A 19,258-nucleotide genomic window follows, 5' to 3' on the forward strand; every position below is an offset into this window, starting at 1 on the left:
GAACACCACCGCCTGGGACGTGCTGCGCGCCGTCTTCCCGGCCGTGACCGCCTCCGGGATCCCCAAGGAGCCGGCGTACGACTGCATCGCCCGGCTGGAGAAGGAACCACGCGGCATCTACAGCGGTGCGGCCCTGATGGCGGGCAGCGACGGCTCGCTCGACGCCGCTCTCGTCCTGCGCAGCCTCTTCGAGGAGGACGGCCGGACCTGGCTGCGGGCCGGCGCCGGTATCCTCGCCGGGTCGACTCCCGCCCGGGAACTGGAGGAGACCTGTGAGAAGCTGCGCAGTGTCGCCCCCTACGTCGTCCCCGCGCAACCGGCGCCGCTCGCCGCGCCGTCGCTGAGGGGTTAGGTGCGAAGGTGCGACTGGGAGAGGTCGTCGTCGACGTCACACCCCTGCGGTCCGGGAGGGACTTCCGGCTGCTGTTCGCCACCCAGGCCATCTCCATGCTGGGCACGCACCTCACCTCGGTCGCGGCCGGCCTCCAGGTCTACGCGCTGACCGGTTCCTCGGTCCAAGTGGGTCTGATGAGCCTGTCGTTGGGGCTGTCGCTGCTGGTCGGGCTGGTCGCCGGCGGGGTGCTCGCCGACCGCGTGGACCGGCGCCGGATCGTGCTCGTGACCCGGGCCGCGACCGCGGTGGTCATCACCGGTCTCGCGGTGAACGCGGCCCTGCCGGACCCGCGGGTGTGGTTCGTGTTCGTGGCCGCCGTCCTCGCGGGCGGCACCGCCGGGCTGGGTGGACCGGCCCTGATGGCCGCGACACCGGCCCTGGTGGCGCCGGGCCAACTGGCCGCCGCCGGGGCGCTGATGACCCTCACCGCCCAGCTCGGCGCCATGGCCGGGCCCTCCCTCGCGGGCGTGATCGCGGCCGGGCCCGGGATCGCGCTGTGCTTCGCGATCGACGCCGTCATCTACGTCGTCGGTCTCGCCCTGCTCGCCCCGCTGCCCCGCCTCGCGCCCGAAGGGGGCGGGGAGCCGCAGCACCCGCTGCGGGCCATGGGGGAGGGACTGCGGTTCCTGCGCGGCAACCAGGTCGTGGCCGGACTGCTGCTCATCGACGTGTGCGCCGTGGTCTTCGCCATGCCGTACGCGCTCTTCCCGGAGCTCGGCACCGAGCACTTCGGCGGCGGCCCGTCCACCGTGGGCCTGCTGTACACCGCCCCCGCCGTCGGCTCCTTCCTCGGGGCCCTGACCAGCGGCTGGACGGGCCGCATCCACCACACCGGCCGGGCCCTGATCGGCGCGGTCGCGCTGTGGGGCGTGGCGATCACCTGCTTCGGCCTCAGCCCCGGCCTGTGGACCGCGCTGGCCTTCCTGGCGCTGGCCGGCCTCGGCGACACCGTCTCCGAGATCCTGCGCCGGGCGCTGCTTCAGCACTACACGCCCGACCGCCTCCAGGGCCGGGTCGGCAGCCTGTGGCTGGCCCAGGCCACGGCCGGACCCTCCGTCGGGAACGTGGAGGCCGGTCTGGTCGCGCGCGGGCTCGGCTCCGCGGCCGGTGCCGCCGCCGTCGGCGGACTGGTCTGCCTGGCCGGTGTCGCGGCGGTCGCCGTCGCCCTGCCGGGGCTGCGCAAGGCGACCCTGCAGGGGCCGCCCGCCGACGAAGGACGGACGGCGCCCGCCGAGCCGTCACCGGCCGCCGACTGACCGAGCGCCCGCGAGGAGAGCCATGCCCAGCGCGATCGTCAACAAGGTCCGGATCCACTATGACGTGACCGGCCGGGGCGAACCCGTGGTCCTGGTCATGGGCCGGGGCGCCCGCGGCCGCGCCTGGCACCTCCACCAGGTGCCGGCGCTGGTCGACGCCGGGTACCGCGTGGTCACCTTCGACAACCGGGGCGTCCCGCCGAGCGAGGAGTGCCCCGGCGGCTTCACCGTGGACGACCTCGTCGACGACACCGCGGGCCTCGTCGAACACCTGGGGCTCGCTCCCTGCCGCCTGGTCGGCGTCTCCCTGGGCGCCTACGTCGTCCAGGAGCTGATGCTGCGCCGGCCCCGGCTGGTGCGGCAGGGCGTGCTGATGGCCACCCGGGGCCGGACCGACGCCCTGCGCTCCGCCATGGCCGCGGCCGAACGCGCCCTGTACGACGGCGCGGTCACCCTGCCGCCGGCCTACGCGGCGTGGGTGCGGGCGCTGGCGAACCTCTCGCCCGCCACCCTCGACGACGAACAGCGGGTGCGCGACTGGCTGGACCTCTTCGAGATGTCCCCCGAGCCCGCCGGGCCGGGCGTGCGCGCCCAGCTCGGCCTGGAGGTCCCCGAGGGGCGGCTGCGGGCCTACCGGCAGATCGACGTGCCCTGCCTGGTGATCGGCTTCGCGGACGACGTCGTGCTGCCGCCGCGCCTGGGGCGCGAGGTCGCCGAGGCCGTTCCCGGCGCCCTCTACCAGGAGATCAAGGGCTGCGGCCACTACGGCTACCTGGAGCGCCCGGACGAAGTGAACCGCGTGCTGCTGGAGTTCTTCCGGAACTCTTCCGCGTAGCCGTTCTTCCGGACACGGCGATGTTGATTTAGGTTAGCCTCACCTAAGTGCTACTCCTCAGGGGGTCATGGTGCAGCGCACCTTGCTCAACGGCAAGATCCACCGAGCCACCGTCACCCAGGCCGATCTGCACTACGTAGGGTCCCTGACGATCGATCAGGACCTGATGGACGCCGCCGACATCACCGAGGGCGAGCAGGTCCACGTGGTCGACATCGACAACGGCGCCCGGCTCACCACCTACGCCATCACCGGCGCACGCGGCACCGGCGTCATCGGCGTCAACGGGGCCGCCGCCCACCTCGTCCACCCCGGCCACCTCGTGATCATCATGTCGTTCGCCGCGCTCGACGAGGCCGAACGGGCCCTCCACCGGCCCCGCGTCGTCCACGTCGACAGGGCCAACCGGATCCTCGCGCTCGGCGCGGACCCGGCCGAGCCGGTGCCCGGGGCGCCGGAGCAGTACTCGGGAGCCGTCACCCAGCAGAAGGGGAACTGAGCCATGGCCAACCCGTTCGACGACGACAGCGGCACCTTCCGCGTACTGGTCAACGACGAGGGCCAGTACTCGCTGTGGCCCGACTTCGCGCCCGTACCGGCCGGCTGGGAGAGCGTGCACGGCCCGGACACCCGGGCCGCCTGCCTGGAGCACATCGAGCGGCACTGGACGGACATGCGCCCGCGCAGCCTGGCCGAGGCCATGCGCGGAGCCGGCGACTGATGGCGCCCCGCCCGGCCGTGGAGGACGTCCTCCCCCTGTCCCCGACCCAGGAGGGCATGGTCTTCCACGCCCTGTACGACGAGCACGCCCCGGACGTCTACACCGGCCGGCTCGTCATCCGGCTCGAAGGGCCCCTGGATTCGGGCCGGTTGCGCGCGGCCGCGGACGCCCTGCTGGCCCGGCACGCCAACCTCCGGGCCGCCTTCCGCACCCAGCGGTCCGGCCGGCCGGTCCAGGTGATCGCCCGCGGCGTGCGCACCCCGTGGCGCCACACGGACCTGTCCGGCCTGCCGCCCGCCGAGCGGCAGGAGGCGTTCGAGGACCTGCTCGCCCGGGACCGGGAGGCCCGCTTCGACCTGGCCCGCCCGCCGCTGCTGCGCGTCCGGCTGGTGGCCTTCGGGGACCAGGACCACCGGCTGCTGATCTCCTCCCACCACCTGCTCTGGGACGGCTGGTCCGCGCCCGTGCTGGTCCGCGAGCTGTTCCGCCTCTACACCTCGGGTGGTGACCCGGCCGTCCTGCCCCCGGTACGGCCCTACCGCGACTACCTCGCGTGGCTGGCCCGCCAGGACCGCGCGGCCGCCGAACAGGCCTGGCGGGACGCCCTCCAGGACCTCGACGAGCCGTGCCTCCTCGCCCCCGCGGCCCGCGACCTGCCCGCCGAACAGCCCGGGCGGCACGTCGTGGAACTGCCCGAGCGGGAGACCGAGGCCCTCACCGCCACCGCCCGCGCGCACGGCGTGACCGTCAGCACGGTGCTGCAGGGCCTGTGGGCGGTGCTGCTCGCCCGGCACACCGGCCGGCTCGACGTGGTCCTCGGCGCCACGGTGTCCGGCCGCGACGCCGACGTGCCCGGCATCGAGTCGATGGTCGGCCTGTTCATCACCACCCTGCCGGTCCGCGTGCGGTTACGCCCCGCCGAACCGCTCAGCGGCCTGCTCCGGCGGATCCAGGCCGAGCGGTCGGCCCTGCTCGGCCACGAGCACCTCGGCCTGGCCGGCATCCAGCGGGCCGCCGGGCACGACCTGCTCTTCGACACGCTGCTGGTGTTCGAGAGCTACCCCATCGACGACGACGGCATCGCCGACGCCCTCGGCCCCGACGGCCCCCGCATGACCGAGGTGTCGGCCCACGACGCCACGCACTATCCACTGACCCTCACCGCACTGCCCGGCGACCGGCTCACCCTCACCTTCAGCCACCGCCCCACGGCGCTCGACGAGGCGACGGTGACCGGCATCGCGGCCGGCCTGCACCGGCTCGTCCGGACGTTCACAAAGGAGCCCGACCAGTTGGTGGGGCGGCTCGACACCGCCCCGGCCGACGCGCTGCGCGCCGCCGCGGGGGAACGCCCCGACCAGGAGGGGAGCTTCGCCGCACACGAGGCGCACGGCCGGTACGCGCGGCACACCACCGTCCGCGACCTCTTCGAGGACCAGGCCGCCCGCACGCCCCACGCCTGCGCCGTCCACCACGGTGACACCACCCTCACCTTCGCCGAACTCGACGATGCCGCCGACGTGCTGGCCGCCTCCCTGCTCGTCCGCGGCGCCGGACCCGAGACGATCGTGGCCGTCGCCCTGCCACGCGGAGCGGACCTCGTCATCGCCCTGCTCGCCGTCCTCAAGGCCGGGGCGGCCTGCATGCCCCTCGACCCGGCCTACCCGCCCGGGCGCATCGCCCTCATGCTCGAAGACGCCCGGCCCCCGCTCGTGGTGAGCGACCCGGACACGGCCCGGCGCCTCGCCCTCGACCCCGAGTCGGTCTGCCATCCCGGGGAGAGCGGCGAGCGGGCCACCGCGACACCGCGCCCGCCGCTGTCACCCGACCACCCTGCCTACGTCGTCTTCACCTCCGGCTCCACCGGCCGCCCCAAGGGCGTGCTCGGCACCCAGCGCGCCCTGGCCAACCGGCTCGCCTGGGGAAGGGAACTGACGGACGGTCCGGGCGGGGCGCGCGTCGCCAAGAGCCCGATCAGCTTCATCGACGGACTGACCGAACTGCTCGGCGCGCTGGTCGCGGGCGAGGCCGTGGCCCTCGCCGACGACGCGTCGTCCGGCGACCCGACCGCGCTGGCCGCGCTGGCCGACCGGCACGGGGCCACCGTGCTCACCGCGGTGCCCAGCCTCCACGGCACCCTGGTGGAGTCCACCCCGCCGGGCGGCTTCGCCTCGGTGCGCACCTGGATCTCCAGCGGCGAACCCCTCACCACCGACCTGGCCCGCCGGCTCACCGCCCGCTGGCCCGGCTCCCGCCTCGTCAACCTCTACGGCTGCTCGGAAGCGGCGGGCGACAGCCTGGCCCACGTGTACACCCCCGAGGACGGCACGACACCCCAGCCGACCGGGGAAGCACGGACACCGCCGCGCCAGGACCCCCGCACCGCCTCACTGAGCGGACCTCGCCAGGACGCCACGGCGCTGAGCGGGCCTCGCTCCGACGCCGTCTCGCCGGGTGACCCGGGCCGAGGGGGTGTTTCGCCGGTCGGGCCGGGTGCTGACGCCGCCCTGCCGGGCGGGCCGGCCGTCGGCACCGCCCTGCCGGGCGGGCCGGCCGTCGGCGCCGTCTCGCCGGGTGGGCCCGTCACCCACGTCGCGTCACCTGGCCGGCCGGCCACCGGTTCCGTCCCGCTCGGGCGGCCCATCGCCGGTACCCGGGTGTACGTGCTGGACCCGTTCCTGCGCCCGGCGCCCGTCGGCGCGGCCGGGGAGTTGTACCTCGCCGGGGACGGGCTCGCCCGTGGGTACCTCGGTCAGCCCGGGCGTACCGCCGAACGGTTCGTCGCCGACCCCTTCGGTCCGCCCGGCAGCCGCCTCTACCGCACCGGCGACCTCGCCCGGCTCCGGCCCGACGGCACGGTCGAGTTCCTGGGCCGGGCCGACCAGCAGGTCAAGATCCGCGGCTTCCGCGTCGAGCCCGGAGAGGTCGAGGCCGTGGCCCGTGCCCTGCCGGGCGTGCGCCGGGCCGCGGTCGTGGCCCGCCAGGACGGCACGGCGCCGCGGCGGCTCGTGGCGTACGTCGAGCCCGAGCCGGACGGCGACGACGTACCGGACCCGGCCGCTCTGCGGCACGCGCTCGCCGAGCGTCTCCCCGCGCCCTGCGTCCCGGCCGCCGTGGTGGTCCTGCCGGCGCTGCCGCACACCCCGAGCGGCAAGCTCGACCGCCGCGCGCTGCCCGCCCCCGACTTCACCCGGGCGAGCACCTTCGACCCGCCGCGCACCGAGCCGGAGAAGGTGCTGTGCGCACTGTTCGCCGAGATCCTCGGCATCGAACGGGTGGGCGTCCACGACGACTTCTTCACCCTCGGCGGCGACAGCGTCGTCTCGGTCCGGCTGGCCGACCGCGCCCGCAGGGCGGGACTCGCCCTGTCCCCCCGGGACGTTTTCACCCACCGCACCCCGGCAGGTCTCGCCCGCGCACGGCCGGACGGCGCCGCACCGCAGGAGCAGTTCACCGCGACCGCTGCGCCGCTGGTGTCGCTCAGCCCGTCGCAGCTCGACAACGTCAAGGCGAGGTGGAGGAGCCGATGAGCACAGAGCCCGCCGGGGCGGCGGAGGACGGGCCCGGGGCCGACGACGGGTCCCCGGTGGAGGACGTCCTGCCGCTGTCCCCGCTGCAACAGGGCCTGCTGTTCCACGCCCTGTTCGACGAGGCCGCCCAGGACGTCTACACCATGCAGTCCCTCGTGGAGATCGAGGGCCCGCTGCGCCCCGGGCCGCTGCGCGCCGCAGCCGAGGAGCTCGTCGCCCGGCACGCCGTGCTGCGCAGCGCCTTCCTGCACGAGGACGACATGGACGAGCCGGTGCAGGTCGTCCTCAAGGAGGTCCCCGTCGACTGGCGGGAGGCCACCGCCGCCGACGAGACGGAGGTGGAGCGCCTCGTCGCCGACGACGCCGCCGCCCGCTTCGACCCGACCGACCCCCCGCTGCTGCGCCTGACCCTGATCGACCGGGGCGAGGACCGCCGTCTGCTCGTCCTCACCAACCACCACCTGCTCCTGGACGGCTGGTCGATCCCGCTGCTCCTGCGCGAACTCCTCCAGCTGTACGCCCACCGGATCGCCCCCGGCCGCTGTGCGCCGCTGCCCGCCGTACGGCCGTACCGGGACTTCCTCGCCTGGCTGGCGAGCCGGGACCGGGAGGCGTCCGGCCACGCCTGGCGCCGGGCGCTCGCCGGGGCGGCACCGACCCTGCTGGCCCCCGCGGCGGCCGGCCCCGTCCCCGTCCCGCCCGAACTGCACACCCTGCGCCTGTCCGAGGACCTCACCGCGGGCCTGCGGCGGACCGCCCGCTCCCGGGGCGTCACCGTCAACACCGTCGTCCAGGGCCTGTGGGCCCTGCTGCTGGCACGCCTGACCGGCCGGGACGACGTGGTCTTCGGCGCGACCGTGGCGGGGCGGCCCGCCGAACTCGCCGGCGCCGAGTCGATGATCGGCCTGTTCATCAACACCGTGCCCGTGCGGGTGTCCGTGCCGCCGGGGGAACAGGCCTGCGCCTACCTGCGCCGGCTGCAGGACGAGCAGTCCCGGCTGATGGACCACCAGTACCTCGGGCTCACCGAGATCCAGCGCCTCGCCGGGGCGGGCGACCTCTTCGACACCCTGCTGGTCTTCGAGAACTACCCGATCGACCAGGCGGCGGTGGCCCGCGCGGAGGCGGAGGCCGGGCTGCGGATCCGCGACGTCAAGGGCTCCGGCGCCACCCACTACCCCCTGACCCTCGCGGTCCTCGCCGAGGAACGCCTCGGTGCGGTCTTCGAGTTCCGGCCCGACTGCTACGACCGCCCGGCCGTCCAGCGGCTCGCCGGACGCTTCGAACAGCTCGTCCGCGCGGTCGTCGCGGCACCCGACACTCCCCTGGCGGCACTGGACGTCCTCGCCCCCGAGGAACGCACCGCGCTGCTCGCCCGCGGCAGGACGGAACGGCCGCCCGCCCCGCACGCCACCCTGCCGGAGGTCTTCCAGGAACAAGCCGCCCGGACCCCGGACGCGGTGGCCGTCGCAGGCGGCGGGCGGCGGCTCACCTTCGCCGAGGTCAACACCGAGGCCAACCGGCTGGCCCGGGTGCTGGCCGGCTCCGGCGCCGGACCGGAGCGGATCGTCGCCCTGGCCCTGCCGCCCACGCCCGACACCATCACCGCGCTGCTCGCCGTCCAGAAGGCGGGCGCCGCCTATCTGCCCCTCGACCCCGCCTGGCCCGAGGAGCGGATCGCCGGCATGCTCGCCGACGCCCGGCCCGTCGCCCTGGTCGCCACCACCGGCACCGCCCCCGGCCCCGCCGCCCTCGGCGAGGTGCCCGTCCTCCTCCTCGACGACCCGGGCACCCGGCGGCGCCTCGCGGAGGCGGACGGCACCGACCTCACGGACACCGACCGCGCCGGACCGCTGCTGCCCGAGCACCCCGCGTACGTCATCCACACCTCCGGCTCCACCGGCCGCCCCAAGGCCGTCGTCGTGCCGCAGCGGGCGATCGTCAACCTCTACGCCGCACACCACGCCGCCCTGCACGCACCGGCCTCGGCGGCGGTGGGCGGTCGGCCGCTGCGCGTCGGCCACGCCTGGCCGACGGCCTTCGACGCCTCCTGGCAGCCCCTGCTGTGGATGTTCGCCGGGCACGAACTGCACCTGGTGCCCGAGGACGTCCGCCGCGACCCCGACGCGCTGCGCGCCTTCCTCGCCGGGAACCGCATCGAGTTCATCGAACTGTCCCCGTCCCTGCTGGCGGAGGTGGTCGCGCGCGGCGGCGACTGGCGTGGCGAGCTGAAGGTGCTGGGCGTCGGCGGCGAGGCCGTACCGCCCGACCTGTGGCGCACCCTCAGGGAGACCGGCCAACTGGCCGCGCACAACCTGTACGGGCCCACCGAGTGCACCGTCGACTCCGCCGACTGCGACCTCGCGCTCAGCGACCGGCCCGCCATCGGCCGGCCCGTGGCCGGGGCCACCCTGTACATCCTCGACGGGCACCTCAACCCCGTTCCGGCCGGCGTCGACGGCGAGCTGTACATCGCCGGCGAGGGACTGGCCCGCGGCTACCTGGGCCGCCCCGGGACCACCGCGAGCCGGTTCGTCGCCGACCCGTTCGCCCTCCGGCCCGGCGCCCGCATGTACCGCACCGGGGACATCGCCCGGTGGACCCGGGACGGCCTGGTGGAGTGCCTCGGCCGCGTCGACGACCAGGTCAAGATCAGGGGCTACCGCGTCGAACCCGGCGAGATCGAGGCGGTCCTGCTCGACCACCCGCTCGTCGCACGCGCCGCGGTCGTGGTCCGCGAGGACACCCCGGGCGTACGCCGCCTCGTCGCCTACGTCGTCACGACCCCGGCCGCCCCGCCCGCCGGGGAGACGGCTGAGCTGCTGCGCCTCGCGGCCGCCGCCGTCCTGCCCGACTACATGGTGCCGTCGGCGTTCGTCCCGGTCGACGCGTTCCCCCTCACCCTCAACGGCAAGCTCGACACCGCCGCGCTCCCGGCCCCGTCCCGCACCGCCGGGCCCACCGCGCAACCGCCGCGCACCGCGGCCGAGAAACAGCTCGCCGAACTCTTCGCGCAGGTCCTCGGAGCGGACTCGGTGGGCGTGCACGACAACTTCTTCACACTCGGCGGCGACAGCATCGTCTCCATGCGGCTGGTCGGCCGGGCCCGCGCCGCCGGTCTCGCGCTCTCCCCGCGCGACGTGTTCGAACACCCGACCGTCGCGGGACTCGCGGCGACCGCCGGCACCGCCCGGCGCCCGGCAGCGGACCCGGACGCCGGCGTCGGCGACGTCCCGCTGACCCCGGCACTCGTCTCGCTCGTCGCACAGAACGCCCCCTTGGACGCCCTCGCCCAGGCCCGCTTCCTGCGCACCCCGCCCGGCATGGACCTCGACCGCCTGCATCGCACCGTCCAGACCGTCCTGGACCGGCACGACCTGCTGCGCGCCACCCTCGCGCCCGACGAGCGAGGCACCTGGCGCCTGCGCACCGCCCCGCCGGGCACCGTCCGCGCCCCGGACTGCGTACGGCGCACCGACGCCGCCCGGCTGGACCACGCCACGATCGGCGCCCGCGTGCCCGGCGCCGTCGAGGAACTCGCCGCCGAACTCGACCCCGCCGCCGGGGCGGTGGCCCGGTTCCTGTGGTTCGACACCGGACCGGACCGCGAAGGACGCCTGCTGGCCGTCCTGCACCACCTGGCGGCCGACGCCGCCTCCTGGGGCGTCCTCACCGCCGACCTCGCCGCGGCCTGGCACGGCACCCCCCTGCCGGCGCCCGGCACGTCCTTCCGGGAATGGGCCCGGGCCCTGCGCGCCGAGGCGGTCTCGCCACGCCGCACGGCCGAACTCGCCCACTGGACAGGTGTGTCGGGCAGGCCCGAACCGGAGCTGGGCGCCGCCGCGCTCGACCCCGCCCGGGACACCCTGGCCACCGTGCGCCGCCACGAGACGACCCTCGGCCCGGACCTCACCGCACGCCTCCTCGCCCACCCCGTGCGGGACGTCCTGCTGACGGCACTGGCCCTGGCCGTCCCGGTCTGGCGGCGCGAACTCGGCCGCCCCGCCCCGGACGAGTCCGTCCTCGTCGCCCTGGAGGGACACGGCCGCGAGGAGCACCTGCTGCCGGGCGCCGACCTGTCGGGCACTCTCGGCCGGTTCACCACCGTCTTCCCCGTCCGCCTCGACCCCGGTGACGCGCCCCCCGCCGACCAGCTCCGGCGCGTGCGCGAGCAGGTGGCCGCCGCGCCCGACCAGGGCATCGGCCACGGCCTGCTGCGCCACCTCAACCCGGACACCGCCCCGCTCCTCGCCGGGCTCCCGGAACCCCGCATCCAGGTCAACTACCTGGGCCGGATGACCCTCGGCGAGCAGACCGGGGACACCGCGTTCACCGGCGCCCCCGAGACGGGCGCCGTGGGCGGACGGGCCGACCCCGCCACACCGGTCCGCCACCCGCTGGTCCTCGACGCGCTGATCAGCGACGGCACGGACGCCGGCGGCCCGGTCCTCACGGCCTGCTGGCACTGGCCGGAACGCCTCCTCAACCGGGCGCAGACCGAGCGGCTCGGCGCGCTGTGGACCGCTTCCCTCGAACGGCTGCTGAAAGGCGGAGACCAGTGACCGACACCCAGGCGGCCCCGCCCGGAGACCTCGCGGCCCGCAAGCGGGAACTGCTGCGCCGCAGACTCGAGAACGCCGGCCTGGCCGGCACCCCCGTCCAGGCCGAGCGGATCCCGCCCCGGCCCCGGGACACGAGCCCGCTGCCCCTGTCGTACGCACAGTCGCGGATGTGGCTGCTCCAGCAGCTCGACCCGGCCTGCCCCGCCTACAACGTCTGCCTGGCCATCCGGCTGCGCGGCCCGCTCGACGCCCACGCACTGCGCACCGCCCTGGCCGGCCTGCTCGCCCGGCACGAGGTGCTGCGCACCCGGTATCCCGCGGCCGACGACGGAACACCCCACCAAGTCGTCGACACCACGGCAGAGTTGCGCTTCGGCACGGCGGACCTGCACGGGCTGCCCGCCGAGGAGCGGGACCGGCAGGCGGCCGACCTCGCCCGCGCCGCCTCCGCGACCCCCTTCGACCTCACCGCCGACCACCCCCTGCGGGCCGTGCTCGTCCGGCGGGACGACCACGACCACACCCTCGTGCTGACGGTGCACCACATCGCCTGGGACGGCGGCACCTTCAACGCCCTGTCCCGCGACCTGAGCGCCCTCTACCGGGCCGCACTGCGGGGCGAGGACGACGGGCTGGCCGAACTCCCGGCCCAGTACGCCGACTTCGCCCTCTGGCAGCGCACCGCCTTCACCGACGAACGGCTCTCCGGCCACCTCGAACACTGGCGCACCACCCTGCTCCCGCCGCCCCGCCCCCTGGACCTGCCCACCGACGCGCCCCGCACGCCCCGGCCCACCGCGCACGGCGACCGCCGCTTCCACACCTTCGCGCCCGAGGTCACCGAACGGCTCACCGCCTTCGCCCGAACGGCCGGCGCCACCCCGTTCATGGTGCTGCTCGCGGGCCTCGCCGCCCTGCTCCACCGCCTCACCGGAGCCACCGACATCCCCGTCGGCTCGGCCGTGATGAACCGCGACCTGCCCGGACTCGACCAGCTCATCGGCAACTTCGGCAACACCCTGGCCCTGCGCGCCGACCTCGACGGCGACCCCGGAACCGGCGAACTCGTCGAACGGGTCCGCGCGTTGTGCACCGAGGCGTACGCCCACCAGGACATGCCGTTCGACCTGCTGGTGGAGCGGCTGCGCCCGGAGCGGCACCCGGGCCGGGCCGTCTGGTTCGACGTCATGCTGCTCTTCCTCACCCAGGGCCTCCAGGGTCCGCGGCTGCCCGGGGTGAGCGCCGAGTGGGAGACCGTCCACAACGGCACCACCCAGTTCGATCTGTCCCTGGAGGCCTTCCTCACCGGCGGACAGCTGCGCATCGAGGCCACCTACCGCAGCGCCCTGTTCACCCCGGAGACCGTCGACCGGCTGCTGCACCGGCTGGAGACGCTCCTCGCCGCCGGCCTGGCCGACCCCGAACTGCCCGTCTCCCGGTTGCCGTTGATGCCCGCCACGGAGGAACAGCAGGTGCTGGGGGAGTGGAACGCCACCGCCCGGCCCGTCCCCGGCACCACCCTGGCCGCCCTGCTCACCGAGCAGGCCGCACGCACCCCCGACGCGCCGGCGCTCACCCACGAGGACGGCACCCTCGGCCACGCCGCCCTCCACGCCCGCGCCAACCGCCTGGCCCGTCTGCTGATCGCCCATGGCGCCGGCCCGGAACACCGCGTCGCCGTGGCCCTCGACCGGGGACCCGACCTGGTCGTGGCGCTCCTCGCCGTCCTCCAGGCGGGCGCCGCCTACGTCCCGCTGGACACCGGGTACCCCGCCGAACGCCTCACCGTGATGATCGAGGACGCCGCCCCGGCCCTCGTGCTGACGTCGAGCGGCACCGCCGACCGGGTCCCGGCCTGCGCGGTACCCACGCTCCTGCTCGACGAGCCGAGCGTGCGCGAGCGCCTGGCCACGCACGCCCCGGCCCCCGTCACCGACGCGGAACGGCTCGCGCCGCTGCGGCCCGGCCACCCCGCGTACGTCATCTTCACCTCCGGATCCACCGGCCGCCCCAAGGGCGTCGTCGTCCCGCACGCCGCGATCGTCAACCGGCTGCTGTGGATGCAGGACACCTACCGTCTCGGCCCCGAGGACCGGGTGCTGCAGAAGACCCCGGCGGGCTTCGACGTCTCCGTCTGGGAGTTCTTCTGGCCGCTGGTCACCGGGGCGGCGCTGGTCCTCGCCCGCCCCGACGGCCACCGCGACCCCGCCCACCTCGCCACCCTGATCCGCGAACAGCGGGTCACCACCGCCCACTTCGTCCCGTCGATGCTGCGGGTCTTCCTCGACGACCCCGCCGCCGCGCACGCCCGCGGCGTGCTGCGCCGGATCGTGTGCAGCGGCGAGGCCCTGCCGGCGGACCTCGCCGAGCGCTGCGCCCGCCTGCTGCCCGGCACCGACCTGCACAACCTCTACGGCCCGACCGAGGCGGCGGTCGACGTCACCGCCTGGTCCTGCGCCGACGGCACACGCTCCGCCTCCGGCTCCGTGCCCATCGGGCGCCCGGTGTGGAACACCCGCACCCTCGTCCTGGACGCCGCCCTGCGCCCGGTGCCGCCCGGCGTGGCGGGCGAGCTGTACCTCGCCGGGACCCAGCTCGCCCGGGGCTACCTCGCCCGCCCCGCCCTGACCGCCGCGCGCTTCGTCGCCGACCCCTACGGCCCGCCCGGCAGCCGCCTCTACCGCACCGGCGACGTGGTCCGCTGGACCGCCCACGGCGCCCTGGAGTTCCTCGGCCGGGCCGACGACCAGGTGAAGATCCGCGGCTTCCGGGTCGAGCCCGGCGAGACGGAGGCCGCCCTGGCCTCCCTGCCCGGGGTGTCCCAGGCCGCGGTCACCGTACGCCGGGACGCCCACGGCGAACCCCGCCTGGTCGCCTACGCCGTCCCCGGGCCCGGCTCCCGCCCGGAACCGCTGGGGGTCCGGCGGGACCTCGCCCGCACCCTGCCGGACCACCAGGTGCCCTCCGCGGTCGTCCTGCTGGACGCCCTGCCGCTGACACCCAACGGCAAACTCGACCGCGCCGCCCTGCCCGGCCCCGACCTGTCGGCGCTCACCACCGCCACCGCGCCCCGCACCCAGGCCGAGGCGACCCTGTGCCGCCTCTTCGCCGAGCTGCTCGGGCTGCCCTCGGTCGGTGTCCACGACGCGTTCTTCGCCCTCGGCGGCCACTCCCTGCTCGCCACCCGCCTCGTCGCCCGCGTCCGCGCCGAGCACGGCGTCGACCTGCCGCTGCGGGCCGTCTTCGACACCCCCACCCCGGCCGGCCTGGCGCACCTGCTGGACGCGCCCGCCCAGCGGCGGCCCGCCCTGCGCCCCGCCGCCCGGCGCCCCGACCCGCTGCCGCTGTCCTTCGCCCAGTCCCGGCTGTGGTTCCTGTACCGGCTGGAAGGGCCGACCCCCACCTACAACATCCCCACCGCCGTCCGGCTCCGCGGCCCGCTCGACCCGGCGGCCCTGCGGGCGGCGCTCCAGGACGTCGTGGACCGCCACGAGGCCCTGCGCACCGTCTTCCCCGACGACGACGGCGTGCCCCGGCAGGAGATCCGCACGGACGCGGCCGTGCCCATCGACGTGGTGACCGCCCCCGCCGCCGACGTCGACGCGCTGCTCGCCCGGGCCGCCGCCCACTCCTTCGCCCTCGACCGCGAGATCCCCGTCCGCGCCACCCTGGTGGCCCTCGCCCCCGACGACCACGTGCTGCTCCTGCTCGTCCACCACATCGCCACCGACGGCTGGTCGGCCGAGCCGCTGCTGCGCGACCTGGAGACCGCCTACGCCGCACGCCGCGACGGCGCGCACCCCGCCTGGCCGCCGCTCGCCGTGCAGTACGCCGACCACACCCTGTGGCAGCGCGACCTGCTCGACGAGGCGTACACCGCCCGTGAGGTCCACTCCTGGTCGCAGCGCCTGGAAGGGCTCCCCGAGGAACTCCAGCTGCCCGTCGACCGGCCGCGCCCGGCCGTGCCCGGACACCGGGCCGGCGCCGTCGACTTCACCCTCGACGCCGCGACCCACCGGGCGCTGCGCGACCTGTCCGCCGAGGCCGGCGGCACCGTCTTCATGGCCCTCCAGGCCGCCCTGGCCGTCCTGCTCGCCCGGCTGGGCGCCGGGGACGACATCCCGCTCGGCACCCCGGTCGCCGGCCGCGCCGACCCCGCCCTGGACGACCTGGTCGGCCTGTTCGTCAACACCCTCGTGCTGCGCACCGACGTCTCCGGCGACCCGGCGTTCCGCGCCCTGCTCACCCGGGTGCGCGAGGCCGACGTGGACGCCTACGCCCACCAGGACCTGCCCTTCGAACGGCTGGTGGACGCGCTCGGACCCACCCGCTCCACGGGCCGCCACCCGCTGTTCCAGGTCATGCTCGCCCACCAGCAGGCCCCGCCCGCCGTCCGGGACTTCGCCGGACTCACCCTGACCGAGCGGCGCGTCCCCTTCCACACCGCCAAGACCGACCTGGCCTTCCACGTGTCCGAGCGGGCCGACGCCGGCGGCATCGACGGCTCCCTGGTCTACAGCGAGGACCTGTACGACCCGGACACCGCGCGGGTGATGACCGAGCGGTTCGTCCGCCTGGCCGGCGAACTGGCCCGGCACCCGGACCGCCCGGTGGGCGCGGCCGACGTCCTCACCCCGCGCGAGAGGCACCTGCTGCTGAGGGAGTGGAACGACACCGCCCGCCCCATGCCGGCCACCACCCTCACCGCACTGGTGGAGGAGCAGGTCGCCCGGACCCCGCACCTGGTGGCCGTCGAGTACGGCGTCCCCGGCGGCCCCGCCCTCACCTACGCCGAACTCGACGCCCTGGCGGGCGGCCTGGCGCGGCGGCTCGTCGCCCTGGGCGTGGGACCCGAGTGCCGCGTCGGCGTCCACCTGGAACGTTCCGTGGAGATGGCCGTCGGGCTGCTCGCCGTGCTGAAGGCGGGCGGTGCCTTCGTGCCGCTGGAGCCGTCCTGGCCGGCCCGCCGCATCGCCGAGGTGTGCCGGGGCGCGGCCCTGACCGCCGTCCTGGGCCGGCCCGGCGACGACGGCGTCCTCGGGCGGGACACGCTCGGGCCGGCCGCGCCGCCCGTCGTCGAGGTCACCCTCGACGGACCCACGGCCCACCACCCCGGCGTCCCCGTCGACCCCGAGGGCCTCGCCTACGTCATCTACACCTCCGGCTCGACCGGTGTCCCCAAGGGCGCCATGATCCGGCACCGGGCCATCGCGCACCGGCTGCTGTGGCAGCGCGGGCTGCTGGGGTTCGGCACCGGCGACGCGGCCCTGTTCAAGGCGCCGCTCGGCTTCGACATCTCCATCAACGAGATCTTCCTCCCGCTCGTCAACGGCGGGCGCGTGGTGATCGCCGAACCCGGCGGCGAACGGGACACCGACTACCTCCTCGACACCGTCGAGCGGCACCGGGTGACCTTCACCTACCTGGTCTCCTCGATGCTCGACCTGCTCCTCGAACTGGACGGCTTCGCCCGCCGCGCCGCCTCGCTGAGACACGTGTGGTGCGGCGGCGAGGTGCTCACCCCCGAACTGTTCGCCCGCTTCCGCGAGGCCAGTTCGGCGGTGATGTACCACGGTTACGGCCCGGCCGAGGCCACCATCGGCGTCAGCCACGTCGTGTACCGCACCGGCGCCGTCCGCAGCGCCGTCTCCATCGGCCGGCCCAACTCCAACACCCGCCTGTACGTCCTGGACGAACGGCTGCGGCCCGTCCCGGTGGGCGTGCCGGGCGAGTTGTACGCGGGCGGCGTCTACCTCGGCCGGGGCTACGTCAACGACCCGCGCCGCACCGCCGGCCACTTCGTCGCCGACCCGTTCGGCCCGCCCGGCGAACGCCTCTACCGCACCGGCGACCTGGTCCGCCGGCAGCGCGACGGCACCCTGGAGTTCCTCGGCCGCGCCGACCACCAGGTGAAGATCCGCGGCATGCGTGTGGAGCTGGAGGAGATCGAGGCGGTCCTCGAGCAGCACCCGGGGGTCCGGCGCGGCGTGGTGGTCGTCCGCGAGGACGCCCCCGGCGTCACACAGCTCGCCGGATACTGCCTGGCCGCCCCCGGCGTCCTGCCCGCACTGCGCGACTGGCTCCGCGAGCGGCTGCCCGAGCACATGGTGCCGCGCACCCTCACCGTCCTGGACGCCTTCCCGCTGCTGCCCTCCGGCAAGGTGAACCGGGCCGGTCTGCCCGCCCCCGAGTCCGCCGCCACCGGCACCTCCCGGGAACCCGCGAACGCACGCGAACGGCGGCTCAGCGCCCTGTTCGCCACCGTCCTCGGCCTCGAACAGGTCGGCGTCGACGACGACTTCTTCCAGCTGGGCGGCGACAGCATCGTCTCCATCCGGCTGGTGACCCTCGCCCGCAAGGCCGGCCTGGCCCTCAGCCCCCGGCAGGTCTTCCAGTCGCCCACCCCGGCCGGACTGGCCGCGGCCGCCGGGGACACCGGGCACCCGGCCACGGCGGGGGCACCCGCCGACGACCCGCTGGGCGACGTCGGGCTCACCCCGGTCATGCGGTGGGCGGCCGGCCCCGACGGCTCCTACGGCGGCCTCGCCCAGGCCGTCCTCCTGGTGACGCCCGGCGGCCTGACCGACGACGACGCCACCGCAGTCCTGCAGACCCTCCTGGACCGGCACGACATGCTCCGCGCCCGGCTGGCGCACGACGGCAGCCACCTCACGGTCCCCGCCGAGGGCACCGTGCGCGCGAGCGACCTGCTGACCCGCGTACCGGACACCGACCCGCAGGAGCAGTCGGAGAGGGCGGCGGCCCGGCTGGACCCCCGTGCCGGACGGATGCTCCAGGCGGTGCTGCTCGGCACGGACCGCCTGCTCCTGGTCGCGCACCATCTCGTCGTGGACGGTGTGTCCTGGCGGATCATCACCGCCGAACTGGCCGACGCCTGGCAGGCCCTGCGGTCCGGGACAGCCACGCCCCGGCGGCAAAGGGGCACCTCGTTCCGCCGCTGGAGCGGCGTCCTGGCCGAGCAGGCCCGCACGCCGCGGCGGACGCGCGAACTGCCCTGGTGGACCGACACGCTGGAACGCGGACGGCCCCTGCTGGACCAGGCCCTCGACCCCGCCCGGGACACCGCGGCGACCGTGCGGGAGGAGGGGCTGGTGCTCCCCGCGGACCTGACCGTCCCGCTGCTGACGACGGTGCCCGCCGCCTACCGGGCCGCCGTTCCGGACGTGCTGCTGAGTGCCTTCGCGGTGGCGGCGGCCGCCTGGCGCGAGGAGCGCGGCGACCTCGCCGGCCGCTCGCTCCTCGTCGGACTCGAAGGCCACGGGCGTGAGGAGGAACTCGCCGAGGGCGTCGACCTGTCGACCACGGTGGGCTGGTTCACCACCCTCCACCCCGTCGCCCTCGACCCGGGCCCCCTCGACCTCGACGAGGCCCTGTCCGGCGGCCCGGCCGCGGGCACGGCCCTGAAGCGGATCAAGGAGCAGCTGCGCGCCGTACCGGACCACGGCATCGGCTACGGCCTGCTGCGCCATCTCAACCCCGCCACCGCTCCCGGGCTGGCCGAACGCCCGCATCCCCAGGTTCTCTTCAACTACCTCGGCCGGTTCACCGCCGCCTCAGGCGCCGAGCCCTGGGAACTCGCCCCCGAGGCGCCGGTGCTCGGCGTGCCGCCGGACCCCGGCCGGCCCGCCGCGTTCGGGCTGGAGATCAACGCCGTCGCCGTCGAGCGGGCCGACGGGGTCCGGCTGCACGTCTCGGCCTGCGCTCCGCGGGCCTTCCTCGCCCCCTCCGCGACCCGCGCCCTGCTGACGCTGTGGGAGCGGGCGCTGCGCGGCCTCGTGCGGCACGCCGACGAGGCTCCGGCGGGCGGACTCACCCCGTCGGACCTGCCCTTGGTGGCCCTGACCCAGGAGGACATCGAGGACTTCGAGCACGCCTTCGAGCGGAACAGCGACGACTTCGACGACTTCGACGACAACGACGGCTTCTGAGGGACAGCGGA

General features: G+C 75.7%; 8 protein-coding genes. All 8 read left to right on the forward strand.

All coding sequences use genetic code 11. The features are described from left to right. A partial coding sequence (locus RIN80_RS06775) for a chorismate-binding protein (protein WP_309094579.1) occupies positions 1-352 on the forward strand: 352 nt, incomplete at its 5' end. A gap of 8 nt (positions 353-360) precedes the next feature. After that, entirely contained in the window at positions 361-1,650 is a 1,290-nt protein-coding gene (gene entS / locus RIN80_RS06780) for an enterobactin transporter EntS (protein ID WP_309094580.1), read from the forward strand. 22 nt (positions 1,651-1,672) lie between these two features. Further along, positions 1,673-2,485, forward strand: a complete 813-nt coding sequence (locus RIN80_RS06785) for an alpha/beta hydrolase (RefSeq protein WP_309094581.1) — start codon at positions 1,673-1,675, stop codon at positions 2,483-2,485. 70 nt (positions 2,486-2,555) lie between these two features. Continuing rightward, on the forward strand, positions 2,556-2,984 hold the full coding sequence (gene panD, locus RIN80_RS06790; RefSeq protein WP_309094615.1) for an aspartate 1-decarboxylase: 429 nt from the start codon (positions 2,556-2,558) through the stop codon (positions 2,982-2,984). A gap of 3 nt (positions 2,985-2,987) precedes the next feature. After that, a complete protein-coding gene (locus RIN80_RS06795; RefSeq protein WP_309094582.1) occupies positions 2,988-3,206 on the forward strand; it encodes an MbtH family protein in 219 nt (72 codons plus the stop codon). After that, complete coding sequence (locus tag RIN80_RS06800; protein WP_309094583.1) at positions 3,206-6,736, forward strand: condensation domain-containing protein; 3,531 nt, start codon at positions 3,206-3,208, stop codon at positions 6,734-6,736. The genes RIN80_RS06795 and RIN80_RS06800 overlap by 1 nt, the downstream gene beginning before the upstream one ends. After that, entirely contained in the window at positions 6,733-11,298 is a 4,566-nt protein-coding gene (locus RIN80_RS06805; protein WP_309094584.1) for a non-ribosomal peptide synthetase, read from the forward strand. The genes RIN80_RS06800 and RIN80_RS06805 overlap by 4 nt, the downstream gene beginning before the upstream one ends. Continuing rightward, on the forward strand, positions 11,295-19,247 hold the full coding sequence (locus tag RIN80_RS06810; protein WP_309094585.1) for a non-ribosomal peptide synthetase: 7,953 nt from the start codon (positions 11,295-11,297) through the stop codon (positions 19,245-19,247). Before RIN80_RS06805 ends, RIN80_RS06810 begins: the two co-directional genes overlap by 4 nt. Positions 19,248-19,258: the final 11 nt, after the last annotated feature.

The organism is Streptomyces sp., from assembly GCF_031181705.1.
Classification (GTDB): Bacteria; Actinomycetota; Actinomycetes; order Streptomycetales; family Streptomycetaceae; genus Streptomyces.

What these genes read in the sequence shown, in the direction of transcription:
- RIN80_RS06785 (WP_309094581.1), top strand. Translation starts at nt 1,673, where the DNA reads ATGCCCAGCGCGATCGTCAACAAGGTCCGGATCCACTATGACGTGACC.
- RIN80_RS06795 (WP_309094582.1), top strand. Translation starts at nt 2,988, where the DNA reads ATGGCCAACCCGTTCGACGACGACAGCGGCACCTTCCGCGTACTGGTC.
- RIN80_RS06800 (WP_309094583.1), top strand. Translation starts at nt 3,206, where the DNA reads ATGGCGCCCCGCCCGGCCGTGGAGGACGTCCTCCCCCTGTCCCCGACC.
- RIN80_RS06805 (WP_309094584.1), top strand. Translation starts at nt 6,733, where the DNA reads ATGAGCACAGAGCCCGCCGGGGCGGCGGAGGACGGGCCCGGGGCCGAC.